Origin of the sequence: Cupriavidus necator N-1, assembly GCF_000219215.1 — a bacterium.
In the GTDB taxonomy this organism is placed as follows: domain Bacteria; phylum Pseudomonadota; class Gammaproteobacteria; order Burkholderiales; family Burkholderiaceae; genus Cupriavidus; species Cupriavidus necator.
Genome location: NC_015727.1, coordinates 22,973 through 49,484 on the forward strand (window position 1 = coordinate 22,973; position 26,512 = coordinate 49,484).

Genomic DNA, 26,512 nt, shown 5'->3' on the forward strand with positions numbered 1-26,512 from the left:
CGTCACGGCAGTTCGTTGCGCGAGTCGGCGGACAGCACGTGCAGCCACGCCTTACTGGCGATTGGCGCCTGCTTTTCCTCCACCACGTGCGCCAGCAGCCCCGCCGAGCGACCGACGATGGCGAGCCCGCGCGCCATCAGCGGATCGAGAGCCAACTCCGCGATCATCGCGCCAATAGCCGCCACGGCGTTCAGCGGCAGCGATTTGCCCTTCTCCTCGCCAAACACCTCCCCGATGGCGTCCATCAGGCGCCAGTGCTTCCCGTAGTAGCCGTGGCGGCGAGACAGTTCGCGCAGCGCCGGCACGCGCGGGTCGCCGTGGATGTGGATCGGATGGCCCAGCCCGAAGATCGGGCGGCGCGCCTCCCGATAGCGGCGGATCAGGTTGCGGGCAACGTCGTGCACGGCTTCGCCGCTGGCATCATCGGCCAGTTCCTGCGCCCCTTCCCGCAGCATCTCGGCGGCGTTCTGCATGGTGCCGAGAAAGACGTTGCCTGCGCCCAGCAGGCCCGCTGCTACCGCGCCCTGCAGTGCCTCGGGTGCGCCCGCGTAAGTCAGGCGGGCGGCCAGCGCGCTGGGCGTAATGCCGTGGTCGGCGGTGGTCACGAGGATCGCGTTGACCATCGCCTTCTCGCGCGCCTCGGGCAGCCGGACCAGCGTGGTGTGGAAGATCATGTCGATGAAGTCGAACTTGCCGATGATATCGTTTGACAGGTCGAGGCCGCGGACAGTGATCTTGTCGATGGTGGTGAAGCCGATTTCGGTCTTGATCATTCTCGTTCTCCTTACCCGTAGCGGCCGCCGGTCACGAACAGCGTCGTGCCGGTGATGTAGCGCGCATGCTCCGAGGCGAGGAACGCCACCGCGCCCGCGATATCGGCCGGCTGGCCCGCGAACGTCACGGCATTCTTCGCCTTCGCGCCTTCGCGGATGGTCTCGTAGTTAGGCAGGCTCTTGAGGTACTCGGTTTCGATAAAGCCCGGCGCGACCGCGTTGACTGTAATGCCCTTGCGCGCCTGTTCCAGCGACAGCGCCCGCGTGAAACCCACCAGCCCCGCCTTGGCGCTCGAATAGTTAGTCTGCCCCGGATTGCCGAACAGCGCGCGAGAGGCGATGTTGACGATGCGACCCCAACCGGTCTCGTTCATTCCCGGGAGCACTGCGCGGCAGCAGTGGAAGGTGCCCTTGAGCGTGACGTCGATGACGATGTCCCAGTCTGCCTCGTCCATCTTCAGCAGTGTGCGGTCTTTGACCAGGCCGGCGTTGTTCACGAGCACGTCCACGCCGCCAAACGCCTCGCGGGCGGCGCCTACCATCCGCTTCACGTCGTCCTCATTGCGCACGTCGCAGCGCACGCCGATGGCCCGTCCGCTGGCAGCTACGATTTCGCTCGCGGTCTGTTCGGCCCCGCTGGCGTCAAGATCCGTGATGACTACGGCCGCGCCCTCGGCAGCCAGAAATCGTGCCGTTTCGGCGCCGATGCCGCGTGCCGAGCCTGTAATGATGGCGACGCGCTCCTTTAATCCCAAGTCCATGGTTTCTCCTATGTTCGGTGTGGGTCTGGTGTGGCGTATGTCAGCGCAGCGCGGACAAGCCAAGCTCGTCCTGTGCCATCACCATGGCCAGGATTTGGTTGGTCCCTTCGCCGATGCTCAGGTGGCGCGCGTCGCGGTAATAGCGTTCCACCGGGAAGAGGGTGGTGTAACCGGCGCCGCCATGTACCTGCAGCGCCGTCTCGGCGACTCGCAGCGCCGCGTCGCTGGCATAGCGCTTCGCCATCGAGCAAAGGATCCGGTTGTCGGAGTCGTTGCGATCGAGAGCATCGGCCGACCTGTAGCAAAGCAGGCGCGCCGCCTCGACCTGAGTCATCATGTCAGCGATCATTTGCTGCACGAGTTGGAACGAACCGATCGGTCGACCGAATTGCACGCGATCCTTAGCGAAGCGGATCGCCGCGTCCAGTGACGCCTGGGCGATGCCCAGCGCCGCGAAGCCGACCACGCTGCGGCCAGCATTGAGGTAGCGCTTGGCAATGGCGAACCCACCCCCCACCTCGCCGACGATATTTTCCGCAGGCACTTCGACGTCCTCGAACAGCAATTCGCCCAGCGGACTGCAGTGCATGCCCATCTTGCCGAGCGGTGTGCACGACACGCCCGGCATCGACTTTTCGAAAACGAGGCAGGTCACGCCGCGCGAGCCATCCTCCAGAGGTGTATTGACGAACACGATGCCGAGATCGCAGATGGGACCGTTGGTGATATAGATTTTTCGGCCATTGATGCGCCAGCCGCCCGAAGCGGTGCGTTCCGCACGGGTTTCGACATTGGCTGCGTCCGAGCCGATGTTGGGCTCGCTCAGGGCGAAGCAGCAAATCGCCTCGCCGCTCAGGATGCGAGGCAGGTACTTCTCGCGTAGTTCGGCACTGCCGGCACGCGCCAGTGCCGTGGCGGCGAGGTTGCTGACGCTGAGCATGCCGCGCAGGGACGGCCAGACGCGTGCGACCTCGGCGATCAGCGCGCCATAGGTGGTCATCGATAACCCGAAGCCGCCCTCCGACTCGGGCAGCAATCCGCCGATCAATCCGTAGTCGCGCATGGCGGCCACGATGTGACGGGGAACGGGGCGCTTCTCCGCTTCGTGCGCTTCCACGAGCGGGGCCACCTCGGCCTCCAGGTATCGGCGCAGCGAATCGACCAGTGCGACCTGCGTTGAGTCCAGCGAAAAATCCATGAGTGCTCCTGTGGTGCAAGTGCGGCCGCGCTCAGCCGAGGCGATCGCTTTCCCCCGGTGACGGGGCGGACGCTTCTGGGAAACCCGGCAGCGCGACTGTCGGAGACGAGATTAGAGGCGGGGTCGCCAAAAAAACACTTCCATTTTGGGAGGGGTGTGCCGTAACACCGGACCCCTCCCAAACCGGGAGGCTTTTCCCCGCCTGGAGTTCTCTAATGTCGAATCCGGCGCGACGCGGGGGGCAGGTTCCCCCGCATCACGTACTTCACACGATTCGAATCAAGGAGTTGAAATGGTCGACAAGTCGCTTATCGGCAAGTCAATCGGCACGCGCACCATCGAGGTCGAAAAGGGACGTCTGCGCTTCTTCGCCAGCGTGATCGGCGAGTGCAATCCCATCTACGTCGACGAATCGGCGGCCAGGGATGCGGGTCATGCTTCGCTGCCAGTTCTTCCCAGCTTTCTTTTCTGCCTGGAGTCGGAGGCGTTTGCTTCCGTCTCGGCTTCCAAAGCGGCGGGGTTCGACCCGGGACGGGTACTGCACGGCGAGCAACAGTTCGTCTACCACGCCCTGGCGTATGGCGGCGACACACTGACCTTCGACGTCAGGTTCGTCGACGCCTACGAAAAGAAGAATGGCCTGCTCGATTTCGTCGTCAAGGAAAGCCGGGTGACTAACCAAAATGGCAAACACATTGCGGATCTGCGCGCCATCATCGTGCAGCGCAACGGATAAGGGAGCGTTCGACATGGCACCGCAATTCGATCAGGTCAAAGTCGGCGACAAACTGCCACCGCTGACCCTGCCGCCCATTTCACGCAAGACGCTGGCGCTATATGCCGGCGCGTCGGGGGACCACATGGCCGTGCACATTGACCAGGACGTCGCCCGCGCGGCGCGCTATCCGGATGTGTTCGCGCACGGGATGCTGACTGTCGCTTACCTGGGTCGCTTGCTGACCAACTGGGTCGCGCAGGAGCGTATTCGGGAGATGTCGGTGCGCTTTGTGGCGATCACGCACTTGTACAACGCCCCAATGTGTACCGCCGAAGTCATCGAGAAACTGGAGCATGCCGGCGAGAAGCGCGTCCGGGTGGCTGTGAAAGCCGAGAACCAATATGGCGAAGTGAAGATCGTGGGCGAGGCCGTCCTGGCGATCGCGTAATGAGGCCGAAAGGAAGGGGAGAGGACATGAGGAATCTGGAAAGCAAGGTGGCACTGGTGACAGGCGCAGGCCGTGGAATCGGCCGCGCTGTGGCGGAAAAGCTGGCGGCGGAAGGGGCGCGCGTGGTGGTGAACGATCTGGATCGTGATCCTGCCATGGAAGTGGTCGAGGCGATCCGGGCGGCGGGAGGAGAAGCGGTCGCTTGCCACGGCAGCGTATCGGTGCCCGATTTTGCCGATCGATTTGTCCGGACGGCAGTCGATCACTACAAGAGTGTCGATATCATCGTCAACAACGCCGGATACACGTGGGACAACGTCATCCAGAAGATGAGCGACGAACAATGGTACGCCATCCTCGACACCCACCTGACGGCGCCCTTCCGCATCTTGCGTGCGGCGCAGCCGGTGATTCGCAATCTGGTCAGGTCCGAGGCCGAGCAGGGCAGGGAAGTGTTCCGCAAGATCGTGAACATCTCGTCGGTGTCGGGGACGCAGGGCAATGCAGGGCAGGCCAACTACTCTGCGGCCAAGGCGGGCATCCTGGGTCTGACCAAGTCGCTGGCCAAGGAATGGGGCCGCATGAAGGTCAATGTCAACGCCGTGGCCTTTGCCTATATCGCCACGCGCATGACGTCGGTGGCGGCGGACACGAATACGACCCTGCGCATCGATGGACGCGATATCAAGGTCGGCGTCGGCAATGAGATTCTGAACAACGCCGCCGCGCTGATTCCGCTCGGCCGCCCGGGCACGCCGGAAGATGCGGCGGGGGCGGTGTACATGTTCTGCATCCCCGAGTCGAACTACGTCAGCGGCCAAGTCATGATTTGCGGCGGTGGCCGCGGAGGCTTCTGAGATGCAGGCAGTCATCGCAATCACTGGAAGGAAGGAGCCAACATGAGCAAGCTGTCGGGAACCAAGGTCGTGGAGATCGCTGGCATCGGCCCAGGACCGTTCTGTGCTATGACGTTGGCCGATCTCGGGGCGGACGTCATCGTTGTGGAACGTGCGGGTACCCTGCCTGAGGGGTCTCTGAACGCGGATGTCGCACTCACGAATCGCGGCAAGCGCTCCGTCTCGGTCGACCTGAAGTCGGCGGAGGGGCGCGATACGGTGCTGCGTCTGATCGAAGGGGCCGACGCGCTGATCGAGGGCATGCGCCCCGGCGTGATGGAGCGTCTCGGACTGGGGCCGGATGTGTGCCTCGCGCGCAATCCCAGGCTGGTCTATGGCCGGTTGACGGGCTGGGGGCAAACCGGCCCGCTCGCACAGGCGGCGGGCCATGATGCGAACTACATTTCACTCTCAGGCGCGTTGCACTACGCCAGCCCGGCCGGCCAGCCGCCGGTGGCGCCGTTCTCGCTGGTCGGCGACGTCGCGGGCGGCTCGCTGTATCTCGTCATTGGACTGCTGAGCGGCCTTCTCGAGGCCCGCGCCACTGGCAAGGGCTGCGTCGTCGATGCGGCGATCACCGATGGCTCTGCGCACATGCTCGCACTTGTGCTGAACGGCAAGAAGGCGGGACGGATCAGCGACGCGCGCGGCGAGAGCCTGCACGATGCGTCGCACTTCTACAACACCTATCGTTGTGCTGACGGTGGCTTCGTCACCGTCGCGCCAGTCGAACCGCAGTTTTACAGGCTGATGCTGCAAATGCTGGGGCTGGCCGACGAGCCGTTGTTCGCTACGCAGTGGGACCGCACGCAATGGCCCGCACAGCGCGAGCGGCTTCAGAAGGTATTCGCGAGCCGCAGCCGAGCTGCATGGCAAGCCCTGTTCGAGGGATCGGACGCCTGTATCGCGCCGGTACTGAGCCCGGAAGAGGCCGCTCGCCATTCGCACAACGTGGCGCGCGGCAATTACTTCGAGCGCGATGGCTATCTGCAGGCGATGCCCGCCCCGCGCTTCGATGGCGAGCCTGCCACGCCCGGGGCCATCCCGCACCGTGGCCAGCATACGCAGGCAGTGCTTGCGGCGCTTAAAGAGGCCAGAGCAGGATCGCCCTGGCCGAGAGGGTAGAGATCGGGCAGGCATGCCGGCCCGCGTGCTGCGCCGACGTCCTGTTGCCGCGGAGGCGACGGCTAACGCTCTCCGCGCTGCTGGCGGGCGAGGACGATCGCCTCATAGCGGCTGGACACTCCCAGCTTGGCGAAGATGTTCTTGATGTTCCACTTCACCGTGCCGGGCGACAGGTTCAGCGTTGCGGCGATGCGTTTGTTCGACATCGCCTGTTCGAGCAGTACAAGAATCTCGGACTCGCGCCTGGTAAGTCCAAGGCTTTCCGGGATACCTGACTCCTGCGGCGCTGGCATGCCGGCCGTTGCCACGGCTGGAGCGGGGGTCGCCTGATAAGGCCGGAACGAGGCGGCGACGCATTGCCTGTAAGCATCCGTCGGCCCATCGCCGGTGAGTCCGAGTAAGGGAAACAGGGCACCAAGCCGTGCCCCCTCATCCGTAAAGGTGCGAACCAGTCCCATCCGATAACCAGCGGCCAACGCAGAAGTCAGGGATGCGGCGGCGGCGTCCTGACGGCCGAGCATGTCGAAGGCGATGGCGCTCAGCATGTCCGCCGTGACCAGGGGACGGCCGCGTCCCTGCTGTACGCCGTAGTCCTGCAGTTGCGCCACGTATCGCAGAGCTTGCTCGGGCCGACGCTCCAATAGCGCAACGCGCGCGTTGGCCTGCGCGGCCAGCGCCAGGATGCCCGCTCGGATGCCCGTAGCATCCCGGTGTTGGGCGGCGAGCGCGTCCAGAGCCATCAGCAGGCGCGTCGCCGCGTGCATGTCGCCCATCTGGGCCGCGATCCGCAATCGCTCCGCGAGCACGCAGGCGGTGGCCCAGTCCAGTCCGCGCGTGCGGAAGGCGGCTTCCTGCTCCGCGAGGAAGGACAGCGCGGCCGGAGGTGACTCCAGGTATTGGAGCCGCGCCTGGCATAAGACGCCATTCACGAGCACGTACGGTGTCGAGTGCTGCACGACGTCAAGGCGATTGGCGAGAACTTCGCGCGCCTCGGCGGGACGGTCGGCTTCGTACAGCGCGGCGGCCAGCACGACGCCGGCCCCCGCGGCACTCCCCGAGCGTCGCCCGTAGAGCTTTTCGGCCCAGCCCAGGGCGCTCGCGCTGATGCGCTGCGCGCGGAGCACGTCGCCCTCGAGCAATGCGGCTGCCGCGGCTGTCGTCGCCGGCAGTACGCCCATTTCCGGGTTGCCGCGGTGCAGGTTGGAAAAGGCGTGGAAGGTGCTATGCGCCTCGGCGTGGCGCCCCATCTGTGACAGCGCAATGATCAACAGGGCGGCACGGACTTGCTGAAGAAAGGGAATTTCCGGCTGCGGTGTCCGTTCGAGCAGTTCGAGCGACGTCTCTGCGTCTTCCCGCAGCACGGCGAGCAGGGCATTGAGCAGCGTGATCTGGTGGGTGATCGATTCACTTCCACTTTCCGGGGATTGCTGCAACGCCTGTATCCACTGACCCGCTTTCTCCAGCCGGTTCGTCAGCGCATACGTCCAGCAGCCGAGCAGCAGCAGCCGGGGATGATGGCGGACGAGATCCAGTTGCAGACTCTCCACCCAGCGCAGAGCGTTGCCAAGATCGCCAAGGTCCGCCATCGGTGGGGCGGCGCGGTCGACGAGTTCGATCGCCTGTGCAGGATCGGCACAGCGCGAGGCATGCCGCAGGGCCTCGGCGAGCATCATGTGGTCCGCGTACCAGCGGCTGGCGCGCAGGTGCAGCCGCGCGGCCCGGCCCGGCGATCTGGCGATCCGCTCGCCGAGGTAGTCGGCGAATACCGGATGCAGCCGGTACCACTGGCATCCGTCGTCAAAGTCGACCGGCAGGATGAACAGGTTTTGCTGCTCCATCGTGCCGATCAGGCGGGCAGCGTCGTCTGTCTCCGCGACATAACCCGCCACGTCCGTATTGAAGCGCCGCAGGATGGAAATCTTCTCCATGAAGTCGACCAGGGCTGCCGGCAGATGACCAATGACGTCCTCGGTGAGATAGGCATGCAGGTTGCCCGTCTTCACCACCAGAGACCGCAGGCGCGTGAGCGATCCTGGATTCGCCTTCAGCGCCACGGAGACGAGCTGCATGCCGATGGGCCAGCCGTCGGTCAGTTCCTGGATCATCTGGACAGTGTTCACATCAAGCGAACCCTCCACATGGTCACGCAGGAATGCCGTGGTTTCACCAAAATCGAAGGGGAGGTCGGCGCATTCGATCTCGCCCAGCAAGCCTGCCGCGCGCAGTCGGCCCAAGGGCATGGCGGGACTGGCCCGCGTCGCCAGCACAAGATGAAGGTTCTCAGGGCGGCAATCAACAAGCGTCTGGACCAGGCGGAACGTCTGTGGGTCGTCGGCGTGGTGGAAGTCGTCGATCATCAGGTAGAGCTCGCCCGGCACACGCGACAAGGCCTGGATCAGTGCTGCCGCGACCGTCTGGACCGATCCGCTGGCGTTGGGGTCCAGCAGCAGTACGTTGTCCTCGAGCGCTACGCCCTCGTGGTTCAGCGAGGCGGTGAGATGGGTCCAGAAGGCGGCGAACCGGCGCTCCTCCTGCGCCAGCGACAGCCAGACGACGCGCGACCCGCCTTTCATCAGCGTCTTTCGCCATTGCGCGAGCAGCGTGGTTTTGCCGAAGCCGGCGGGTCCCGTCACCAGGACCAGACTGCAATGCCGGAGTTGATGCAGCCGCTGTAGCAGGCCCTGGCGCGGGATGGACCGCGTACTGAGCCGGGGCGGCGCGAACTTTGTCGGGATGAGGATGCGGGATTGTGGCATGCAATATGAATGAGTGTCCGGGGGACGACTTTCCGGGGGCGCAGCCTGGCAGTTGATTCGTCCTCCGCGCTATAGAGAGAAATACCAGATCGGCTGCAAGCGCGATAGTGCGACATTCCTCCGCGGCGCCTGCTGCCAGATCGGGGACGGAAATCTCCATGCGCCAGGAGAAACTACCAACTGCACGAGTTCGCCCCGCTTTGATCGGATAAAGGCATGGCACTCCCTTCAAGCCTTGACGTGACCCTTCCCGCGGCCATGATGGCCGAACAATGACACTGCGAGGAGCAGACGGCCTGCTGCCGCCTGCGGAACCGGCGGCCCAGCGCTACGTGGCAGCCATGGGTGACGCCGTCACGAAGCTGATGCGCGAGGCTATGGACAAGGGGGAGTACCGTTGGGCGCGCCGTTGGGCATCCAGCTTGTCTTCTCCGATTTGCACCCGGGTGCGCGAGGAGTTTAGGCGGAGGCGCTGGAGCAGCTCGCAACTGCCGAACCGCTAACAACCCTCCAGGGACGCAGAGTCCCCCTGAATCTGCTGTGCTCGGAAATCTTTCGGACGCGGAGCCGCCGCATGGCGCCGCCCCGCTTATTTCGCTTCTCAAACCGCAAAGATTCAACACGGGGGTTGTCGCTCTACCAACGGTATGCGCTCCACTGTTGAGTGCTCCTAACGGCAGGCTTCATTGGCCCCAGGGCACGTGTACAACGTCATCTCAAACTGACTGACCAAGTGAAACGATTCCTTCTTGGCGCAACTGCATTGTTTTCAGCGTTGCTCTGCACGTCTGCTTTTGCGCAAAGCAGTGATTCGCGCGCAACTGCAGTTGGTTCACCGTCGCGCCGTTGAGGCAGTGATTTGGGGCATGCCCGCTGTCAATTTCGATTTCCTTTACGAAGGCATGGTGGCGTCAAAAGGTGAATGGAATCAGGTCGTTTGCTGGTCTCCGCTACCTGACTGGAAGAACCAGGCCCTGACACCAAAATCCTGGGACCGTGTATTTCCACCCGTTCTTCAATACAATGGACGTTGGACCAATCGTGCTGGAAATTCCGCCGGCCACCGGAGGATCGATTACGGGAAGCGTCGACGATGCCTGGCAACCCGCCATCGTAGACGTTGGCCCGACTGACATGGACAAGGGCAAGGGCGGCAAATACACACCGACAGCTACCCGGTAGACAGTCGCGGCCTAGCCATACACCTATGGCTTGGTCAGGGTGAAGCGACGCGGCAAGGCGCAGTACTTCCTCATGTCGATCAGGACCGGAGCGGCAAGGATCTCGACGGCTCACTCACCTATCGGCTGACGGTGCCGCCGAACGTCCCGGTCGGCCAGTACTGTCGGCGCGCTCTATGACGGGGTCAAGCATGCCCTGATCCGGGACGTCGCATATCGGCCCATCGCCGTGGTTGGGTCGGAGGGGTCGCCGACCGCGATGGCGTCTGCCGCCGCCGCCGCCACGCCGACGGCCTCGTCATAGCGCGTGCGCGGCACCAGCATGCGCGTAAGTGCAACGCAGGTCTGTCCGGTGTTCCCATGCATTGCATTACGCCGGACTTCACCGCCGCGGCCAGGTCAGCGTCGTCGAGGACCAGCAAGGCCGGCTTGCCGCCGAGCTCCTGTGCCACGCGCTTGACCGTGGGCGCCGCATTGATTGCCACCTGGACACTGGCGCGCGTCGATCCGGTAATGGAGGCCATGTCGACATCCGGATGCAATGACAGCGCCGCACCCACGGACTGCACCGTCGCCGAAGAGCATATTGAAGACCCCAGCGGGCCGGCCTCATGCATGATTTCGGCGAAGATCCGTGCATTCAGGGGTGAGATCTCGGAAGCCTTGAGCACCACCGTGCAGCCATTCGACGCAGGGCTGAACTCTGGCGTACGGGCGCATCGCCAGCCGGACTCGCAAGAGGGGCAACATCGAGACGACGTAGCTGCCGTGTAAGGCTGCCAGCTTCAGGACCCTGCGAAGAAGATGGTCCAAGGACACGTTCACCAATCGCTGGCAAGCAACACTCAGGCATTGACGTCCGGTGTTTGAGCGGAACTGCCGCTCGAACGGCCGCACACCCGCAATGGCGAATGACGCTTTATGGCCGAACTCGGCCGTCGGGTCGCTGGCCTTCCCCGGAACTCAAGGTCCTCCTCGCCCAACTTCGGTGGAGTTCACAGGCAGGACAGCGATGGACCCGAGGTCTGGAAGCTGGCCGCGCCGGAAGTCCACTCTACGTAATCACCAATTTGGATGATGCGGCAAGGTCGGCTGGCACCATACACTGCCCGTGTAGGCCTTCAGCCCCTCGGACACTCCCGCGCCGAGGGGTTTTTCTTGTCGGACATCAGGACTTGCAGCGGCTAGCGCCGCCCCGCACCACCGGGGTAGCCAATGTCGCCGACGCCGGCCGCACGCGGTGTCAAGCCCCGCTGACGTGCTGGCAATGTTCGCGAAACCAGCGGTCCAGCCCCTGCTGCGCGCCGGACCAGGTCGGCATCTCGCCGACTGCGCCGGGCGCCAGACCGAGGCTTTCCCACGCCGAGCGCAAGAGTTGATTGACAGGCTTCCAGAAACGCCCACCGAGAGTCTGCGGCTCCAAGACGACGTCGTGCGCCGCAATCCAAGCGTAAAGAGCCCGCCGGTCTTGCTCCGAGGGCAGCTCGGTCGACTGCAGCGCCTGTGGCGGGGGTCTGCCGATCGCGGCCGCTTCTAGCCACGCGGCCAAGGCACCACCCATCGGCTGCTCGGCCAGAATGGCCGACAGCGCAACGCCCCGGCGCAGGTCCGCGAGCAGGTACAGGCAGGCGCGTGGCGGCGTCTGCCCGCGAAAAAGCGTGCAGTGGAGGGCCCAAGTACGGGCGGAGGGCGAAGGGGACGTCTGCAAGGGCATGGGCGATAACTGGAGAGCCGCTTCCTTTTGCCAGCAAAGCTCGCGCCAGCCGAGATGTCAAGCGCTGGACACTCGGGAATGTGTCGCTGCCTCCGCATGGGCCGGGTTGCCGAGCCCATGCAGGGGATACCTCGCGCACCCCGGCGCGATGCGGAACCCCATTCCGCCACTTCTGAAGATCCGGTCTGGCAAAGCTGATCAAGTGCAATGATTCGATGCCCGTAGACTCCAATGCCGCGCAGAGCCGTTTAGCCGAGAGATTCTTTTCGTAGTGAAATCCTGTTGCTGGAAGCATGTACTGCGGCGCGCGATTGGGGCTTTGGGGGCGAGGGCGGGCCTCCGGTGCGTGCGACCGCTTTCGTCAATAGCAGACATTGGTACCAGCGCAGCAAAGACAGCTTCGACAATTGATAAGTCTAGCGATCTACAAAAAGCTGGTCGATTCAGGTACCCCGCCGGGGGAGCGGTTCGGTTCGAAAACTGTACTGCTCTATCCATCTCACCGATTGAGCGACGCCTCCGAATGGAAAGAAATGCAGGCTTACCTTTCCATGTGCCTCTGTCAGGCCGGTGGCCAGACGATCAACAAAAAGATCCGGCCCCGCCGAGCCGAACAGCTTGCCGATGGAGACGCCGTACTTGGACCATAACGAAGCGCATGCGCTGACGCCGCACAAGGCGGCATAGCGTGCCAGCACCGCGATGCTTGCAGGGCCAGGCGCCCACACGCACTGGATGTTCAATGCCACGCTCGCGCAAGGCTTTCAACCACGCCAACACGCTGTCTGCATCAAATGCAAACTGCGTGACGATCAAGGGCGTCATGCCGCGTCGTTCGATGCTGCGGCACTTGCGTTCTAGAGCCTCCCACCGATCGGTCATGCTCATGACCGGATGCCCTTCTGGATGGCCACCCACGCCGACCACCTTGATGCCCGAGCGCTCGAAAACGCCTGTTTCAATATTCTTTGAGCGGATGGATGTTGGGGTTGTAGAAGAAAATCGTGTAGTCGATACCCGAAGCGAGCATGGCCTCCATGACTTCACCCGAGCAGGGTGCGCAACAGGAGTGCAGCAACACCTTGTTGTGGCCACCGGGCAATGGAAGCGGTTCGCGTTCGACGGTGGTGCTCATCAGTTGGCTCGTTGTGCAAGGGTGGTGGGGGCAGGCTGGCGTGCCAGCTCGATGAAGGCCCGTACGTAGTCGATGCCAGTATCTGCCTCGCGTGCCCCCAGGAAGATCTGCTTGGCGATACCGCGCGCGCCCAGCCGCACGGGCACCACGTCCATTTTGGCTGCGTATTCCTCGACCAGCCAGCGCGGTAGCGCGGCCACACCGCGCCCGCTGGCCACCATTTGCAGCATGATGTCGGTGGTTTCGATGGCTTTATGGCGCCTGGGTGTGACACCGGCTGGCAACAGGAACTGGTTGTAGATGTCCAGGCGCTCGATGTCCACGGGGTAGCTGATGAGCACCTCCTGGGTCAGTTGCTGGGGCTTCACATAGGTCGCCGAAGCCAGCGCATGGCCTCTGGGCACGACAAGCACCTGCTCGTAGTCGAACACTGGTTCGAACTTCAGCCCCGGCTTGAACAGTGGGTCAGGCGTGACCAGCAGGTCGATCTCGTAGCCGAAGAGCGCGCCTATCCCACCAAACTGGAACTTCTGCTTGACGTCCACCTCCACATCGGGCCATGCAGCCAAATAGGGAGAAACCACTTTGAGCAGCCACTGGTAGCAAGGGTGGCATTCCATACCGATGCGCAGCGCTCCGCGTTCGCCCTGCGCAAATTGGCCCAAGCGCTCTTCGGCCAGGTCCAGTTGCGGCAGCACCCGGTTCGCCACCGCCAGCAGGTATTGACCGGCCTGTGTCAGTCGCAGACTTCGCCCTTCGCGTAGCCAGACGTCGGTGCCCAGTTGCTGCTCCAGCTTTTTCATGCTGTGGCTTAGAGCCGATTGGGTCAGATTCAGCACGCCAGCGGCGGCCGTCAACGACCCTTGTTTCTCGACCTGCTGAACGATGCTGAGGTGAATACGCTCAAGCATTTGAATGACTCACATTCATGGATTTATGAAATAAAACCATTTTACATCATGGATTGCCACCGATAGCATCCTCCCCATTGGCGCATGGGCCAAGCATCTGCAACTGCTGCAGGTGGTTTGCGTGATCCTCGAGCGCCGAATGGCAGAAGACAGCAAACAACATACCGACCCAGTTCACGAAACCATACTGCTGCGCGCGCGCAAATTGCGAGGTCGCGGCGCCGCGCAGATCAATCCATGAAAGCAAAAATGACACATCCACTCCGTGTAGTAGCGGTTTCCGGTGGACTGCAACGCCCCTCCAAGTCCGCATTCCTGGCAGAGCACCTGCTGGACCTGATCGCCGACGAAGTCCCATGCCAACAGCGCCTGATCGAAATGGGAGGGATTGCACCTCTGCTTGCTGGCGCGGTCTGGAGGTCCCAACTATCCGACACGGTGGAGCAGGAACTTGCAGCGGTCGAGCAAGCTGACGTGCTGGTTGTGGTAACCCCGGTTTTTCGCGGCTCCTACACGGGACTGTTCAAGCACTTCTTCGACTTCATTCATCAGGACGCCCTGATCGACAAGCCCGTCCTGTTGGCTGCCACCGGCGGCAGCGAGCGCCACGCCTTGGTGATCGACCACCAACTGCGGCCGCTGTTCAGCTTCTTCCAGGCACGCACGTTGCCGTTGGGGATCTACGCGACCGACAAGGATTTCGTGGACTACTGTCTGCAGGACGAGGCCGTGATCGAGCGGGCCAGACTGGCTGTTCAACGGGCATTGCCGTTGGTCGAATTGGCGCGCCAGGCCAGGCCCTCTCTGGCCGAGGAAGTGGTTGTGGCCTGAAAAAAGAATCGTTTTTTTCTAAAAAATTAGGTCACTAGATCGCAATGAACAACGAACTTACCTTTAAACTCAAGAGCATTTGTTTCGATGAAAACTATCACCCATCGGACAGCACGCGCATAACCACAAACTTTGCCAACCTGGCCCGGGGAAAGAGTCGGCAGCAGAACCTGCGCAACACGCTGAGGATGATTGACAATCGCTTCAATGACTTGGCGCATTGGGACAATCCGACGGCAGATCGCTACTCTGTCGAACTCGAGATCATCTCCGTTGAGATGAATATTGATACCAAGAGCAGCAATGATGTATTTCCGTTGATCGAGATACTGAAAACCAGCATTCTCGACAAGAAAGCGAACAAACGCATTGACGGCATCGCGGGAAACAATTTCTCCTCCTACGTGCGCGATTACGATTTCAGCGTCTTACTTCCAGAGCACAACGTCAATCGACCGGATTTCAGCACGCCAGACAATTTTGGCGACTTGCATGGAAAGCTGTTCAAGCAATTTGCTAACTCAAGCACTTACAAGGAGTGCTTCAACAAGCCGCCTGTCATCTGTATCAGCGCCTCGACCAGCAAGACCTATCAGCGGACCGGGAACCAGCACCCCATATTGGGTGTCGAGTACCAACAGAATGAGCTGTCCTCGACCGACCAATACTTCGCAAAAATGGGGATGCAGGTTCGATTTTTCATGCCTCCGAATGGCGTCGCACCGTTGGCTTTCTACTTTCACGGCGACCTGCTGGGCGACTACACGAATCTCGAGTTGATCGGCACCATCAGCACAATGGAAACCTTCCAGAAGATTTATCGTCCCGAAATTTACAACGCCAATTCTGCAGCAGGGAAACTCTATCAACCGAGCCTGAAGAACCAGGATTACTCGTTGACGCAGATTGTCTATGACCGGGAAGAACGCAGCCAGTTGGCTGTCAAACAGGGGAAGTTTGCGGAGGAACACTTCATCAAGCCGTACAAGGGCGTCCTTGAACAGTGGGCTGCCAATTCCTCGCTCTGACGAGTCCAAATACACAGACCATTCTTCATGAAGAAGCTCTTGCGTAGCTCGGCGATCATGTCCGTCTCGCCCTCGCCATTTCGCCCCTACGATAAAACAGTGTCTCCATGTCTGAGTCGGGTTGGCGAACAGCGCGGACTTATTCCGACATCTCGTTGACCAAGCTCGCCGGAGCGAATATCACTGTGTCGCGGCACTCGCATCGGCGCTGCTTGCCGTCATGTCCCACATAACACGCCATCCCGTGGCTGCTTCGGCAAAACAGTCCCGAAGCACGTTCGTCACACCCATCATTGTTTGAAAGGAATCCTCAGATGTTCGAAACCTCCATTGCCGGCAGCCTGCCGAAGCCCGCCTGGCTGGCTGAAACCAACAAGCTCTGGCCTCAGTGGAAGGCTGAAGGCGAGGCACTTCGCCAGGCCAAGGCCGATGCGACCCTGCTGTGGATCAAGGCCCAGGAAGACGCCGGCCTGGACATCGTGTGCGACGGCGAGCAATCGCGACAGCACTTCGTGCACGGTTTCCTTGAGCAAGTTGAAGGCATCGACTTCGAGAACAAGGTGAAGATGGGCATCCGCGACAACCGCTACGACGCGATGGTGCCGCAGGTGGTGTCGGCTCTGCGCCTGAAGGGCCGAGTACATGCCTTCGAGGCGCAGTTGGCGCGAGCGCACACGAAGAAGAAGCTGAAATTCACCCTGCCCGGCCCGATGACCCTCGTCGACACCGTAGCGGACCGCTTCTACGGCGACAAGGTCAAGATGGCCTTCGCTTTCGCCGAGTTGCTCAACCAGGAGGCCCTGGCGCTTCAGGCTGACGGCGTAGACATCATCCAGTTCGACGAGCCCGCCTTCAATGTCTACATGAAGGACGCCGCCGACTGGGGCGTGCAGGCGCTCGAGCGCGCGGCTCAGGGCTTGACCTGTACGACGGCGGTGCACATCTGCTACGGCTATGGCATTAAGGCCAATACCGACTGGAAGAGTACCCTGGGCGACGAATGGCGCCAGTATGAGGCGGTGTTCCCCGCACTTGCCCGCAGCAGCATCGATCAGGTGAGCCTGGAATGCATCCACTCCCATGTGCCGCCCGACCTGATGAGCCTGCTGGTCGGCAAGGACGTGCTGGTCGGCGTGATCGATGTGGCCAGCGACGTGATCGAGACACCCGAGGAAGTGGCTGACACCATCGGCCGGGCGCTGGAGTACGTGCCGAAGGAGCGGCTGTTCCCGTGCACGAATTGCGGCCTGGCGCCGATGGCGCGGGACGTGGCGTGGCGCAAGCTGGAAGCACTGGCAGCAGGCACAAGGCTGGCAAAGGAGCGACTCACCACGGCGTGACGCACACTCGGTCGTTGCGCCCAGTCATCTTAGTCGCGCCTCCTACTGTGAGGGACCGGAATTAGCCGGACTGGGATTCCCAATGAATCAATGACTTAACAGCTAATTCCGTCGCGGCTCGGTCGTCTAAGAACCGGAATTAGCCGGACTGCCGTGAAAAGAAGCGCGAATTAACCGGACTGCTCCGCAGGCGCCCCTGGCGCGCATTTCGTAGACTCGAAGTTCAACCTGGTTATCGGTGCTCGTGCCCGGCACTGGCTCTTGCCGACCCAATGCCGTCCTTCAAGTTAGGAGCCTCGGGTGGCCGATCAGGGTGAATTACCCGCCGTTGCTTGGAGTGGCGCCTGCACTGGTAGATTGGCCGAGGCTACAGGCACCATCATGGTACGGGCCGCGCTGAAACTACGCGACCCGACTGGGTAAAGCATTACTTTGCAGTGGGCATTGCGAACTCTGCGCCACGCGCGGTGTCGTTCGGCCACCGTTGCATGATGCTCTTCTGCCGGGTGTAGAACCGCACGCCTTCTTCGCCGTAGGCGTGCATGTCGCCGAACAACGAGCGCTTCCAGCCACCAAAGCCGTGCCATGCCATCGGCACAGGGATGGGCACGTTGATGCCGACCATTCCCACTTCGATGCGGCGGCAAAATTCGCGGGCCACTTGCCCATCACGCGTATAGCACGCGACGCCATTACCGAACTCGTGTTCGTTGATGAGCTTCACGGCTTGTGCGAAGTCATCCACTCGCACACACGACAGCACGGGGCCGAAGATCTCTTCCTTGTAGATGCGCATTTCGGGCGTTACGTTGTCGAACAGCGTGCCGCCAGTAAAGAACCCTTGTTCGTGTCCGGGCACCTTGTAGTTTCGGCCATCGACGACAAGCTTTGCCCCTTCTTCCACCCCTAGGGCAATGTAGTTCTCGATGCGTTCGAGCGCCTGGCCCGTGACGACCGGGCCCATTTCCGCGTCGGCCTCCATGCCGTTCTTGATGACCAGTTCGCGTGCTCTGGCTTCGAGCTTAGGCATGATCTTGTCGGCAACGTCGCCCACGAGCACTGCCACGGAGATGGCCATGCAGCGTTCGCCAGCGGAGCCATAGGCGGCGCCGATCAATCCATCCAAGGCCTGGTCTATGTCTGCATCTGGCATCACCACCATGTGGTTCTTCGCACCGCCCAGTGCCTGAACACGCTTGCCGAGTCTCGCCCCGGTCTCGTAGATGTAGTTTGCAATCGGCGTGGACCCCACGAAGCTCACGGCCTTGACGTCACGGTGATGGAGCAGTGCGTCGACAACGGTCTTGTCGCCCTGAATGACGTTGAACACGCCATCCGGAAGTCCGGCTTCCTTAAGGAGGCGGGCCATGAAGAGCGATGCCGAAGGATCGCGCTCACTCGGCTTCAGAATGAAGCAGTTGCCGGTGGCGATCGCAACAGGGAACATCCAGCACGGCACCATGCAGGGGAAGTTGAACGGCGTGATTCCCGCGACAACGCCGAGAGGCTGGCGCAGCGTCCAGTTGTCCATGCCGGTCGACACCTGGTCCGTGAAGTCGCCCTTGAGCAGTTGAGGTACGCCGCAGGCAAATTCGATGATGTCGATGCCACGGCTGACTTCGCCTGCTGCATCGCTCAGCACCTTGCCGTGCTCGGCCGTGATGATCGCTGCAAGCTCGTCCTTGTGTTGGTTCATCAGTTCCAGGAACTTCAGCATCACCCGCGCCCGGCGAATGGGAGGCGTGTCCGCCCACTTGGGAAATGCAGCTACTGCCGAGGCCACCGCGGCGTCCACATCCTCGACGGTGCCCAGGCGAACTTGGCGTGCTACGGCGCCGGTGGCGGGATTGAACACCGCCTGCGCGCGCTTGCCATTGCCTTCATACGGCTCGCCGGAAACGTAATGAATTACCTCGGAGGGGCTGGTGTAGGGCGCAGTCATGGGCGTCTCCTGTCAGTTCTGGGCGGGGCGAAATTGCCCGCCGCGTTATCAATGTCTGGAGTGTATGGACCGGATAGCCCCCCGGGTAGTCGCCCGAGACCGAACTTACTGTTCAGGAAATTTGTCTGCTGCCATGCTATAGATACGAGATACGGCTGAGAAAATGTGCTGATTACAGGGGTTAATGATGGCTAAAGAGAAGGCTGAAGAACTTTGGGAGCACCTACATTGGCTCGTCGTACTGCAGCAGCAGGGCAGCTTTAGCAAAGCCGCCGCTCGTCTCGGCGTTAGTAAAGCATCCATGAGCCAGCACATCACGGATCTCGAGAAGGCGGCTGGCATTACCCTGGTTCAGAGGACCACGCGCAGCGCGAGCTTGACCGACGCCGGTCGGCAACTCGTGGAATCCATGCGCGGAGCATTCGAGCAGATCGCAACGGGATACGCCAATGTTCGCGATCTCGCCGGGGCACCAAGAGGCTTCCTGCGCGTGACAGCGCCGGTGGCATTTGCAAGGCAGCAACTCGTTCCGCGTCTGCCAGACTTTCTGCGGAAGTATCCCCAAATTCAGCTAGAGCTGGACATGTCAGATCGCTTGCGGCCGTTGGCCCAAGAGGGCTTCGATATCGCCGTCAGACATACCTCCGCCCCACCGGAAACCCACGTCGCATGGACGTTGGCGGCGACGCGCGCCGTTCTCGTAGCTAACCGAGCATACCTGCGTAGTCGAGGGGCGCCAGAGACGCCGCAGGCCCTCGTCGATCATGCGTGTCTCCACTATCCACGGCGACAAGGAACGACCACTTGGACGTTTGTCCCGCCCGTTGCCGGCTCCGTTGGAAGGTACGCTGATCCGGTGACAGTCCCGGTCACTGGGCCACTGGCGGTGAACAACAGCGAAGCGCTGCGTGATGCCGCGATCGAAGGCTTAGGTATTGCACTATTGCCGGACTTCAGTGCGCAATCTGCCTTGGAAACCGGTCGCCTTGTCAAGGTCTTGCCGCAATGGCGCTCCACCGGCGCATTTGGCGACTGGCTCTACGCCATCCGACCTTACTCGGCACACGCCTCACGTGTGTCGCAGGTGTTTGTGGACTACTTGCGCGAGACCTTCTCCGAAGGCTTTACGTCTACGCCACCCACGCTGATCTGAGACGGAGAGAAATAAGTAACCCATAAGCCATTTTTTGTCTTTTAGTTCAAAAAATATCAAGTTATAAATCATTGATTCAGGAATATCGATTACTTAAACTCATTTCAACTCAACCACAAAAGACCACGGCCGAAAAACGGTCGGGTACGGAGACAAATGCTCGGTTCCGAACTCGTCATTCGAGCGCTCGCGCGCCGCGGTGTCACCACGATCTTCAGCCTGTCGGGCAACCAGATCATGCCGCTGTACGACGCCTGCATCGATGCCAACATCCGCATCGTGCATGTCCGGCATGAAGCCGCGGCTGTATTCATGGCCGATGCGTGGTCCCAGATCACGGGCGAGATTGGCGTTGCGATGCTCACGGCCGCGCCCGGAATCGCCAACGGCATTGCACCGTTGTACTCGGCATCCCAAGCGGAAAGCCCGATTTTGCTGCTCTCTGGTGACTCCCCTGTCTCGGAGGACGGAATGGGGGCATTTCAGGAGCTGGATCAAGTTGCGATGACCTCGCCTTTGACCAAGTGGTCGAAGCGAGTGACCGACGCGCGGACCTTGGTATCCGCGGTCGATACAGCGATTTCCGCGGCGATGGCAGACCGCCGCGGCCCGGTTCATTTGGCGCTTCCCTTCGATTTGATGACTCGCGAATCCGGCGTCGATGTATTGCCGGACCGGATTCCGGATGTTGCGCCGGTGGTGCCGGCGAGCGCGGCAGTCGAATCCATCTCGCAACTGCTTGGCCAGGCGCGTCGACCACTGATCCTGGTGGGTCCGTCATTGTGTCGCGGGGCGGGAAAGGCCTCGTTGCGCGTCGCTAGCCAGACCTTGAGTGCGCCGATTGTGTCGATGGAGAGCCCCCGCGGCCTGCGCGATCCATCGCTCGGTGCGATCGCCGAAGTAGTCGCTGAGTCGGACCTGATCGTGTTGCTGGGAAAACGGCTTGATTTCACGACCGGCTTCGGGCGTGAAAACGTGTTCGGCAAAGCAGCGCGGATCGTCGTCATCGATGCGGACGTCGACATGATCCGTCGCGCAGAGCGACTTCTCGGCGATCGCCTGGCTGCGCGCTGCTTTGCAGATGTTTCGGTCGCGCTGAATGCCCTGAAGTCGGCCGCTCGACAGCCCGCCTGCGATAGGGGTGCGTGGATGGAGCGTGTCGCGGCAGCAAGTCTCGAACGCGGCATCCCGGCTCCCGCAACTACCCCGAGCATTCATCCACGCGTACTTTGCGAGACGGTCGACACTTTCCTGCGCGAGGTCCCGTCGCCTGTTCTGGTTTGCGATGGCGGTGAATTCGGTCAATGGGCGCAGGCCTACTGCAGCGCCCCGGCGCGGATCATCAATGGTATGTCAGGAGCAATCGGCGGCGGCATCTGCTACGCCATCGCGGCGAAGATTGCTCGGCCCGAGTCTACGGTGGTGCTGCTGATGGGCGATGGCACCGCTGGTTTCCATCTTTCCGAATTCGATACGGCAGTGCGCGAACAAGCCGCTGTCGTGGCGGTAGTCGGCAACGATTTGCGCTGGAACGCCGAACACGTGATTCAGCAACGGACCTACGGCGAGGACCGCTTGATTGGCTGCTCGTTGAGCGCAACGGCTCGCTATGACGCGGCCGTGGCTGGCCTGGGCGGATTCGGTACCTTGGTGGAGCGCCTCGACGAGATGGCGCCCGCCCTTAAGGCCGCAGTCGACAGCCAACAGCCTGCTTGCATCAACGTTCAGATGGAAGGACATCCTGCGCCGATCTTCGCGCGCAACCAGGTTGGCGCGTCAGCGCATTGAGTGAAACGGGAGAAAGTGATGGAGGCGACAAAGGCCGCGCAACGCACGCTAACGGTACGCATTGCCCGCGGCACCGAGGAAGGAAATTTTGAGACGTATGAGGTGCCATGGCGCGAGAACCAGACCGTGCTCGATGTGGTGACCGAGGTGCAGCGTCGCATTGATTCAACGTTGTCTTACCGCTTCGCGTGCCGCGTAGGCGTGTGCGGATCCTGCGCGATGACGGTGAACGGAAAGCCGCGCTGGACGTGCCGAACTCACGTCAGTCGTGTCGAAGAAGATGGCGTGATCGTCATCGAGCCGTTGCGTAACATGCCGCGGATCAAGGACCTGGTTGTCGACATGTCGGAGTTCTTCGACAAATGGAAGAAAGCCGGTAGCACCTTTGTCGGCACAGCCACGCGTCACGATCCGCCGGCCGCGGTGTCTCCGACCAGCAAAAAGCGAAAGATGGCAGATGCTGCCATTGAGTGCATCAACTGCGGTGTCTGTTATGCCTCGTGCGACGTGGTGGCGTGGGACAAGGAATACCTGGGGCCAGCGGCGCTGAATCGCGCATGGACGCTTTTCAACGATGAACGTCACGCTGACCCGAAGGACGTACTGAAGAAGGCAACCTCTGGCAGCGGATGCAATTCCTGTCACACGCAGGGCAACTGCATGACCCACTGCCCCGTCAGCCTGAGTCCGACTGGCAGCATTGCAGGTCTGAAGAAGAACGCATTGTTGCAATTCTTGAAGGGAGGTGACTGATCATGGAGCAGCGTCTATTCGCACTCCAGCGCCTAAGCGCAATGGTCATGGCGCCGTTCGTGCTTGTGCATCTGGGCGTGATTCTGTATGCGGTGCGGGGTGGACTGACCGCGGCAGAAATTCTCTCCCGCACACAGGGCAGCCTCCTCTGGATCCCGTTCTACTCGCTGTTTGTGATCAGCGTAGCAGTCCATGTACCAATCGGGCTGCGCAACATCCTGATCGAGTGGGCCAGGGTTAGTCGCGGTGCTGCATCGGTCTTCTGTTTCTTGTTCGGATTGTTGCTGCTGTCGATGGGTCTGCGCGCCGTGGCAGCGGTGGGAGGGCTGCTGTCATGAAGTCTCCAAGAAATCACCGTGCCTATTGGGCGTTTCTTGGGCACCGGCTGTCGGGCCTTGCGCTCGGAATCTTCCTGCCTGCTCACTTCTATGTCTTGGGTCTTGCACTTGACCAGCGGGCCCGTATGGACGCCTTCTTGAAGTTTGCCGACATGGGCGCCGTCAAGTTTGGCGAATGGGGCCTGGTACTGCTCTTGTCCATTCACATGTGCTTTGGCCTGCGACTGCTTGCGCTGGAGCTTCTCCCATGGAGTACCACGCGCGATGCGCGCTTGTCGTGGATCAGTTGGGGAGGTGCGCTGTCGCTGTTCATCGGCGTGATCTTTGCCCTGGGGGTAATCTGAAATGCAAATCGAGAACCACAAGACGGACATCCTGATCCTTGGCACGGGTGGGGCGGGGTTATTCGCGGCCCTGCATGCCAAGAAGGCCAATCCCGCGCTCAGGGTATCCGTGGCCGTCAAAGGCCTGCTGGGCAAGTGCGGATGTACGCGGATGGTCCAGGGCGGCTACAACGTGGCTCTGTCCACTGACGATTCGGTCGAGCGTCATTTCATGGACACGATCGAAGGGGGAAAGTGGCTGCCGCGCCAGGACCTGGCATGGCGCCTCGTCGAGGGTGCGATCGAGCGCGTGCGTGAACTCGAGAATGAGATCGGATGTTTCTTTGATCGCAATCCCGATGGCACGCTGCACCAGAAAGCATTCGCGGGCCAAAGCTTCGATCGTACGGTTCACAAGGCTGACCTGACAGGCATCGAGATCATCAACCGCCTGATGGAGCAGGTGAGGGCGCTCGATGTAGAAGAGCTGGAGGAGCATCGGGCCATTGAACTGATTCCGGCCGCAGATGGCTCGGGTATCTCTGGCGTACTGTTCATCGACATGCGCCGCGGTACCTATCGTTTCGTGCAGGCCAAGGCCGTCCTGCTGGCGACCGGTGCGGGACCGACGATGTATCGTTACCACACTCCTTCTGGAGACAAGACCTGTGATGGCTTGGCGATGGCCATGCGCTACGGCCTGAGCCTCCGGGATATGGAGATGGTCCAGTTCCATCCGACAGGCCTGTTGGGCGGACCGGATACCCGCATGACGGGTACGGTGCTCGAGGAAGGCCTGCGCGGCGCCGGCGGCTGGCTGATCAACGGAGACGGTGACCGGTTCATGACCAACTATGACCCCCGCGGAGAGCGAGCGACGCGGGATGTGGTGAGCCGTGGCATCTACTCCGAAATGCGCGCTGGTCGGACCGGGCCAATGGGGGGCATCTACATCCAGATGAGCCATCTTGGGCCGGAGAAGGTGGCGAAGACCTTCCCGGGTATGGTCAACCGATGCAAGGATTGCGGCTTCGACCTGGCCGGCGGACGCGTGGAGGTCGTGCCAACCGCCCACTATCTGATGGGTGGCGTGGAGTTTGATGCCGACTGCAGCACAGCGTCGCCTGGCCTGTTTGCGGCCGGGGAAGACTGCGGCGGCGTGCACGGTGCAAATCGACTGGGCGGAAACGGCGTGGCAAACTCGACGGTCTTTGGCGGCATCGCGGGCGATTCCATGGCCGCGTATGTATCGAAGGTGCAGCACTGGAAGGAACCGGACAAGCGGGTCATCCTGAGCGGCGTCGAGCGGGCCGAGTATCCCTTCTCGAAGACCCCGGGCGCGATCCACGAACTGCGCGATGCGCTGGCGCAAACGATGTGGGATGACGTTGGCGTGCTGCGTAATGAACAGGCGATGCGCCGAGGACTTTCGGCCGTCGCTGGCCACCGCGACGCCCTGCTGGCCATGGGCGTTCCCGACGGGGATCGCCGCTACAACGTCACCTGGCACGACTGGCTCAATCTGCAAAGCCTGGTCGATATGTCTCGCGTGATTACCGTATCTGCGCTGGCCCGCGAGAACAGCCGTGGGGCCCATGCTCGTGAAGACTTTCCAGAGCCCGGCGATCTGCACAGCAGTCGCTATACCCGGGTGACGGCAGACGGCGACGACATTCGCCTGGAGATGGTCCCGGTGAAGTTTGACATCGTGACGCCAGGCACATCACTGATTACCGGTGAGGCCGGTCAACCCCCCAAAGTTGCAGCATAAGGACCGCTACGATGACCATCTCTATCGATCGGGTCGAGGAAGCCGCGTTCGAGATCATGAAACGCGCCGCGATCGAGATCCCCAAGGACTACAAGCGGGGCATCCAGGAGTTGCAGAAGACGGAAACCGGCAAACTGCCGCGATTCGTGATCCACGCAATGCAGGACAACTGGGAAGCCGCCGATCAGGACCGCCGTCCTATGTGCGCCGACACTGGCCTGCCGCGCTACTACGTGAAGGTGGGAAACAACGCCACGGTCCAGCGCGGCTTCGTCGCAGTGGAGCGTGCCTTGCGCATGGCGACCGCGGACGCCACGCAGGCGATTCCGCTACGCCCCAATCGCGTGCACCCACTCTGGCGCACGGATAACAACAATAATGTTGGCATCAATGCGCCCGAGATCGAATGGTCGTTCGAACCCGATGCCGATTGGGTAGACATCACCACAGTACACAAGGGCGGCCTGTTCGGGACCGATTACCGGATGCTGTTCCCTGGTGATGGCATCGACGGGATCAAGCGGTTCGTGCTCGACACCCTGATCGCATTCGGCAAGCGCGGCCTGGCCTGCCAGCCGGCGATCGTCGGCATCGGCCTGGGCGGATCCAAGGATACGTGCATGCAACTTGGCAAACAGGCGGCTTGCCTGCGCGTCGTGGGTGACCGCAATCCCGATCCGAAGATTGCTGAGCTCGAACTCGAGCTTATGAAGCTCGGCAACTCGATCGGCATGGGAGCCATGGGCTTCGTGGGTTCCTCGATGGTGGTCGACTGCCATATCGAGGTAGGCCACACCCACACGGGCGGGATGCCGATCAGCCTCCACACGTTCTGTCTGTCGTCGCGACGCGCCACGGCTCGCATCTATGCAGACGGCAATATCGAATATCGCACGGACCCACAGTGGTTCACCCCTTATCTGCGCAGGGAGACGGTCGAATGGTAAGCCCTCAAGATGATGAACTGAAAGTCTTCCACATCAACCTGCCCGCCACAACGGAAGACATTGCAAAGCTCGAGATCGGGTCCGCCGTATACCTGACGGGGGTGATTTACACCGCTCGGGAAGGCGTCTACAAGAAGGTGCTCGACGAGGGCCTGGAGCCGCCGGTCGAGCTGCGCGGACTCAGCAATGTCAACTTTCATTGCTCACCTGCCGCCGCGCCCAACGAGGACGGAAGCTATAACGTTGGCGCAGTGACCGCCACCGCGAGTTTCCGGTTCTCCAAGTGGATACCGAAGTGGATGGAAAAGACCGCGTGTCGCATCTTCATCGGTAAGGGTGGCATGCCTGCAGACGACTACAAGCGGGTGCTCGCGCCTGGTGGGGCAATCTACCTCACGACTGTCGGCTATGGAACCGGTGCGCTGCTCGGTCGGGGCATCAAGCAGGTGAGGGACGTGTTCTGGCTCGACGAGCTAGGCATTGCGCAGGCGATGTGGATGTTCGAGGTGGAGAACTTCGGTCCATTCATTGTCGAGAGCGACCTGGAGGGTAACTCCCTGTTCGCGCAGCACGCCGAAGTCATCAACGCTGGAATCGAGAAGCTCTACGCAGGCCTCAAGCCGCCGGCATTGCACCGATACGGCGAGACCGATGATCGCAAGAACGAGGTGATGTAAAGACA

The 26,512-nt window shown here is 61.6% G+C and carries 24 protein-coding genes and 3 pseudogenes; 16 read left to right on the forward strand and 11 right to left on the reverse strand.

Annotated elements, in window-relative coordinates; all coding sequences use genetic code 11:
• Nucleotides 1-2: 2 nt before the first annotated feature.
• From CNE_RS30300 to CNE_RS30310, 3 genes are read right to left on the reverse strand one after another with little or no spacing between them, the layout of a single operon-like run.
• On the reverse strand, nt 3-773 hold the full coding sequence (locus CNE_RS30300) for a citryl-CoA lyase (RefSeq protein WP_013958515.1): 771 nt from the start codon (nt 771-773) through the stop codon (nt 3-5).
• Between the two features lie 11 nt (nt 774-784).
• Entirely contained in the window at nt 785-1,534 is a 750-nt protein-coding gene (locus CNE_RS30305) for an SDR family NAD(P)-dependent oxidoreductase (RefSeq protein WP_013958516.1), read from the reverse strand.
• Between the two features lie 40 nt (nt 1,535-1,574).
• Nucleotides 1,575-2,732, reverse strand: a complete 1,158-nt coding sequence (locus CNE_RS30310; protein WP_013958517.1) for an acyl-CoA dehydrogenase family protein — start codon at nt 2,730-2,732, stop codon at nt 1,575-1,577.
• A gap of 292 nt (nt 2,733-3,024) precedes the next feature.
• Between CNE_RS30310 and CNE_RS30315 the strand changes: the two genes are divergently transcribed.
• From CNE_RS30315 to CNE_RS30330, 4 genes are read left to right on the forward strand one after another with little or no spacing between them, the layout of a single operon-like run.
• The gene (locus CNE_RS30315; RefSeq protein ID WP_013958518.1) at nt 3,025-3,468 is read left to right on the forward strand and encodes a MaoC family dehydratase N-terminal domain-containing protein; all 444 of its coding nucleotides are present in this window, start codon (nt 3,025-3,027) and stop codon (nt 3,466-3,468) included.
• A 13-nt stretch (nt 3,469-3,481) separates the two neighbouring features.
• Nucleotides 3,482-3,898, forward strand: a complete 417-nt coding sequence (locus CNE_RS30320) for a MaoC/PaaZ C-terminal domain-containing protein (protein ID WP_013958519.1) — start codon at nt 3,482-3,484, stop codon at nt 3,896-3,898.
• Between the two features lie 26 nt (nt 3,899-3,924).
• Nucleotides 3,925-4,755 carry an SDR family NAD(P)-dependent oxidoreductase gene (locus CNE_RS30325; RefSeq protein WP_013958520.1) on the forward strand — a complete coding sequence of 277 codons (831 nt, stop codon included), beginning with the start codon at nt 3,925-3,927 and terminating at the stop codon, nt 4,753-4,755.
• 42 nt (nt 4,756-4,797) lie between these two features.
• Entirely contained in the window at nt 4,798-5,919 is a 1,122-nt protein-coding gene (locus CNE_RS30330) for a CaiB/BaiF CoA transferase family protein (protein ID WP_013958521.1), read from the forward strand.
• Nucleotides 5,920-5,981: 62 nt separating this feature from the next.
• Here the strand turns inward: CNE_RS30330 and CNE_RS30335 are convergent, their stop codons facing one another.
• Nucleotides 5,982-8,675 (reverse strand): LuxR C-terminal-related transcriptional regulator, encoded by a 2,694-nt coding sequence (locus CNE_RS30335; RefSeq protein WP_013958522.1) that lies wholly within the window; start codon nt 8,673-8,675, stop codon nt 5,982-5,984.
• A gap of 1,023 nt (nt 8,676-9,698) precedes the next feature.
• Here CNE_RS30335 and CNE_RS42310 point away from each other — a divergent pair.
• Nucleotides 9,699-9,857 (forward strand): DUF1254 domain-containing protein, encoded by a 159-nt coding sequence (locus tag CNE_RS42310; RefSeq protein WP_238553233.1) that lies wholly within the window; start codon nt 9,699-9,701, stop codon nt 9,855-9,857.
• Nucleotides 9,858-10,030: 173 nt separating this feature from the next.
• On the opposite strand, the pseudogene CNE_RS43135 reads toward CNE_RS42310, so the two are convergent.
• From CNE_RS43135 to CNE_RS30360, 6 genes and pseudogenes are all read right to left on the reverse strand, one after another.
• Nucleotides 10,031-10,530: pseudogene (locus CNE_RS43135) on the reverse strand (aldehyde dehydrogenase family protein).
• 569 nt (nt 10,531-11,099) lie between these two features.
• Nucleotides 11,100-11,570, reverse strand: a complete 471-nt coding sequence (locus tag CNE_RS30350) for a hypothetical protein (RefSeq protein WP_013958526.1) — start codon at nt 11,568-11,570, stop codon at nt 11,100-11,102.
• Nucleotides 11,571-12,013: 443 nt separating this feature from the next.
• A pseudogene (locus CNE_RS39605) lies at nt 12,014-12,533 on the reverse strand (methylenetetrahydrofolate reductase); the annotation flags it as partial.
• Nucleotides 12,532-12,705 (reverse strand): annotated as a pseudogene (locus CNE_RS39610) (epoxyqueuosine reductase QueH); the annotation flags it as partial. The pseudogenes CNE_RS39610 and CNE_RS39605, both read right to left, overlap by 2 nt.
• Nucleotides 12,705-13,616 (reverse strand): LysR family transcriptional regulator, encoded by a 912-nt coding sequence (locus CNE_RS30355; protein WP_013958529.1) that lies wholly within the window; start codon nt 13,614-13,616, stop codon nt 12,705-12,707. The pseudogene CNE_RS39610 and the gene CNE_RS30355, both read right to left, overlap by 1 nt.
• Before the next feature lie 46 nt (nt 13,617-13,662).
• Complete coding sequence (locus CNE_RS30360; RefSeq protein WP_238553183.1) at nt 13,663-13,872, reverse strand: 1-phosphofructokinase; 210 nt, start codon at nt 13,870-13,872, stop codon at nt 13,663-13,665.
• Here CNE_RS30360 and msuE point away from each other — a divergent pair.
• The 3 genes from msuE (at nt 13,866) to CNE_RS30375 (ending at nt 16,815) form a co-directional block, all read left to right on the forward strand.
• Nucleotides 13,866-14,447 (forward strand): FMN reductase, encoded by a 582-nt coding sequence (gene msuE / locus CNE_RS30365; protein WP_013958531.1) that lies wholly within the window; start codon nt 13,866-13,868, stop codon nt 14,445-14,447. The two genes, CNE_RS30360 and msuE, sit on opposite strands and share 7 nt — an antisense overlap.
• 44 nt (nt 14,448-14,491) lie before the next feature.
• Nucleotides 14,492-15,475: a DUF1852 domain-containing protein gene (locus tag CNE_RS30370; RefSeq protein WP_013958532.1), complete on the forward strand. Its 984-nt coding sequence runs from the start codon at nt 14,492-14,494 to the stop codon at nt 15,473-15,475.
• 314 nt (nt 15,476-15,789) lie between these two features.
• The gene (locus CNE_RS30375; protein ID WP_013958533.1) at nt 15,790-16,815 is read left to right on the forward strand and encodes a methionine synthase; all 1,026 of its coding nucleotides are present in this window, start codon (nt 15,790-15,792) and stop codon (nt 16,813-16,815) included.
• 427 nt (nt 16,816-17,242) lie between these two features.
• On the opposite strand, the gene CNE_RS30380 is transcribed toward CNE_RS30375, so the two are convergent.
• Complete coding sequence (locus CNE_RS30380) at nt 17,243-18,757, reverse strand: CoA-acylating methylmalonate-semialdehyde dehydrogenase (protein WP_013958534.1); 1,515 nt, start codon at nt 18,755-18,757, stop codon at nt 17,243-17,245.
• 187 nt (nt 18,758-18,944) lie between these two features.
• On the opposite strand from CNE_RS30380, the gene CNE_RS30385 reads away from it, so the two are divergent.
• From CNE_RS30385 to CNE_RS30420, 8 genes are all read left to right on the forward strand, one after another.
• Complete coding sequence (locus tag CNE_RS30385; protein WP_013958535.1) at nt 18,945-19,910, forward strand: LysR family transcriptional regulator; 966 nt, start codon at nt 18,945-18,947, stop codon at nt 19,908-19,910.
• A gap of 156 nt (nt 19,911-20,066) precedes the next feature.
• A complete protein-coding gene (locus CNE_RS30390; protein WP_013958536.1) occupies nt 20,067-21,698 on the forward strand; it encodes a thiamine pyrophosphate-binding protein in 1,632 nt (543 codons plus the stop codon).
• Nucleotides 21,699-21,716: 18 nt separating this feature from the next.
• Nucleotides 21,717-22,451, forward strand: coding sequence for a succinate dehydrogenase/fumarate reductase iron-sulfur subunit (locus CNE_RS30395; protein WP_013958537.1), 735 nt, complete (start codon nt 21,717-21,719; stop codon nt 22,449-22,451).
• A 2-nt stretch (nt 22,452-22,453) separates the two neighbouring features.
• Nucleotides 22,454-22,789 (forward strand): succinate dehydrogenase membrane anchor, encoded by a 336-nt coding sequence (locus CNE_RS30400; protein ID WP_013958538.1) that lies wholly within the window; start codon nt 22,454-22,456, stop codon nt 22,787-22,789.
• Complete coding sequence (locus tag CNE_RS30405; RefSeq protein WP_013958539.1) at nt 22,786-23,133, forward strand: succinate dehydrogenase; 348 nt, start codon at nt 22,786-22,788, stop codon at nt 23,131-23,133. Before CNE_RS30400 ends, CNE_RS30405 begins: the two co-directional genes overlap by 4 nt.
• 1 nt (nt 23,134) lies before the next feature.
• Nucleotides 23,135-24,883 carry an L-aspartate oxidase gene (locus CNE_RS30410; RefSeq protein WP_013958540.1) on the forward strand — a complete coding sequence of 583 codons (1,749 nt, stop codon included), beginning with the start codon at nt 23,135-23,137 and terminating at the stop codon, nt 24,881-24,883.
• Between the two features lie 11 nt (nt 24,884-24,894).
• Nucleotides 24,895-25,830 (forward strand): fumarate hydratase, encoded by a 936-nt coding sequence (locus tag CNE_RS30415; RefSeq protein WP_013958541.1) that lies wholly within the window; start codon nt 24,895-24,897, stop codon nt 25,828-25,830.
• Nucleotides 25,824-26,507 carry a fumarate hydratase C-terminal domain-containing protein gene (locus tag CNE_RS30420; protein WP_013958542.1) on the forward strand — a complete coding sequence of 228 codons (684 nt, stop codon included), beginning with the start codon at nt 25,824-25,826 and terminating at the stop codon, nt 26,505-26,507. The genes CNE_RS30415 and CNE_RS30420 overlap by 7 nt, the downstream gene beginning before the upstream one ends.
• Nucleotides 26,508-26,512 lie beyond the last annotated feature (5 nt).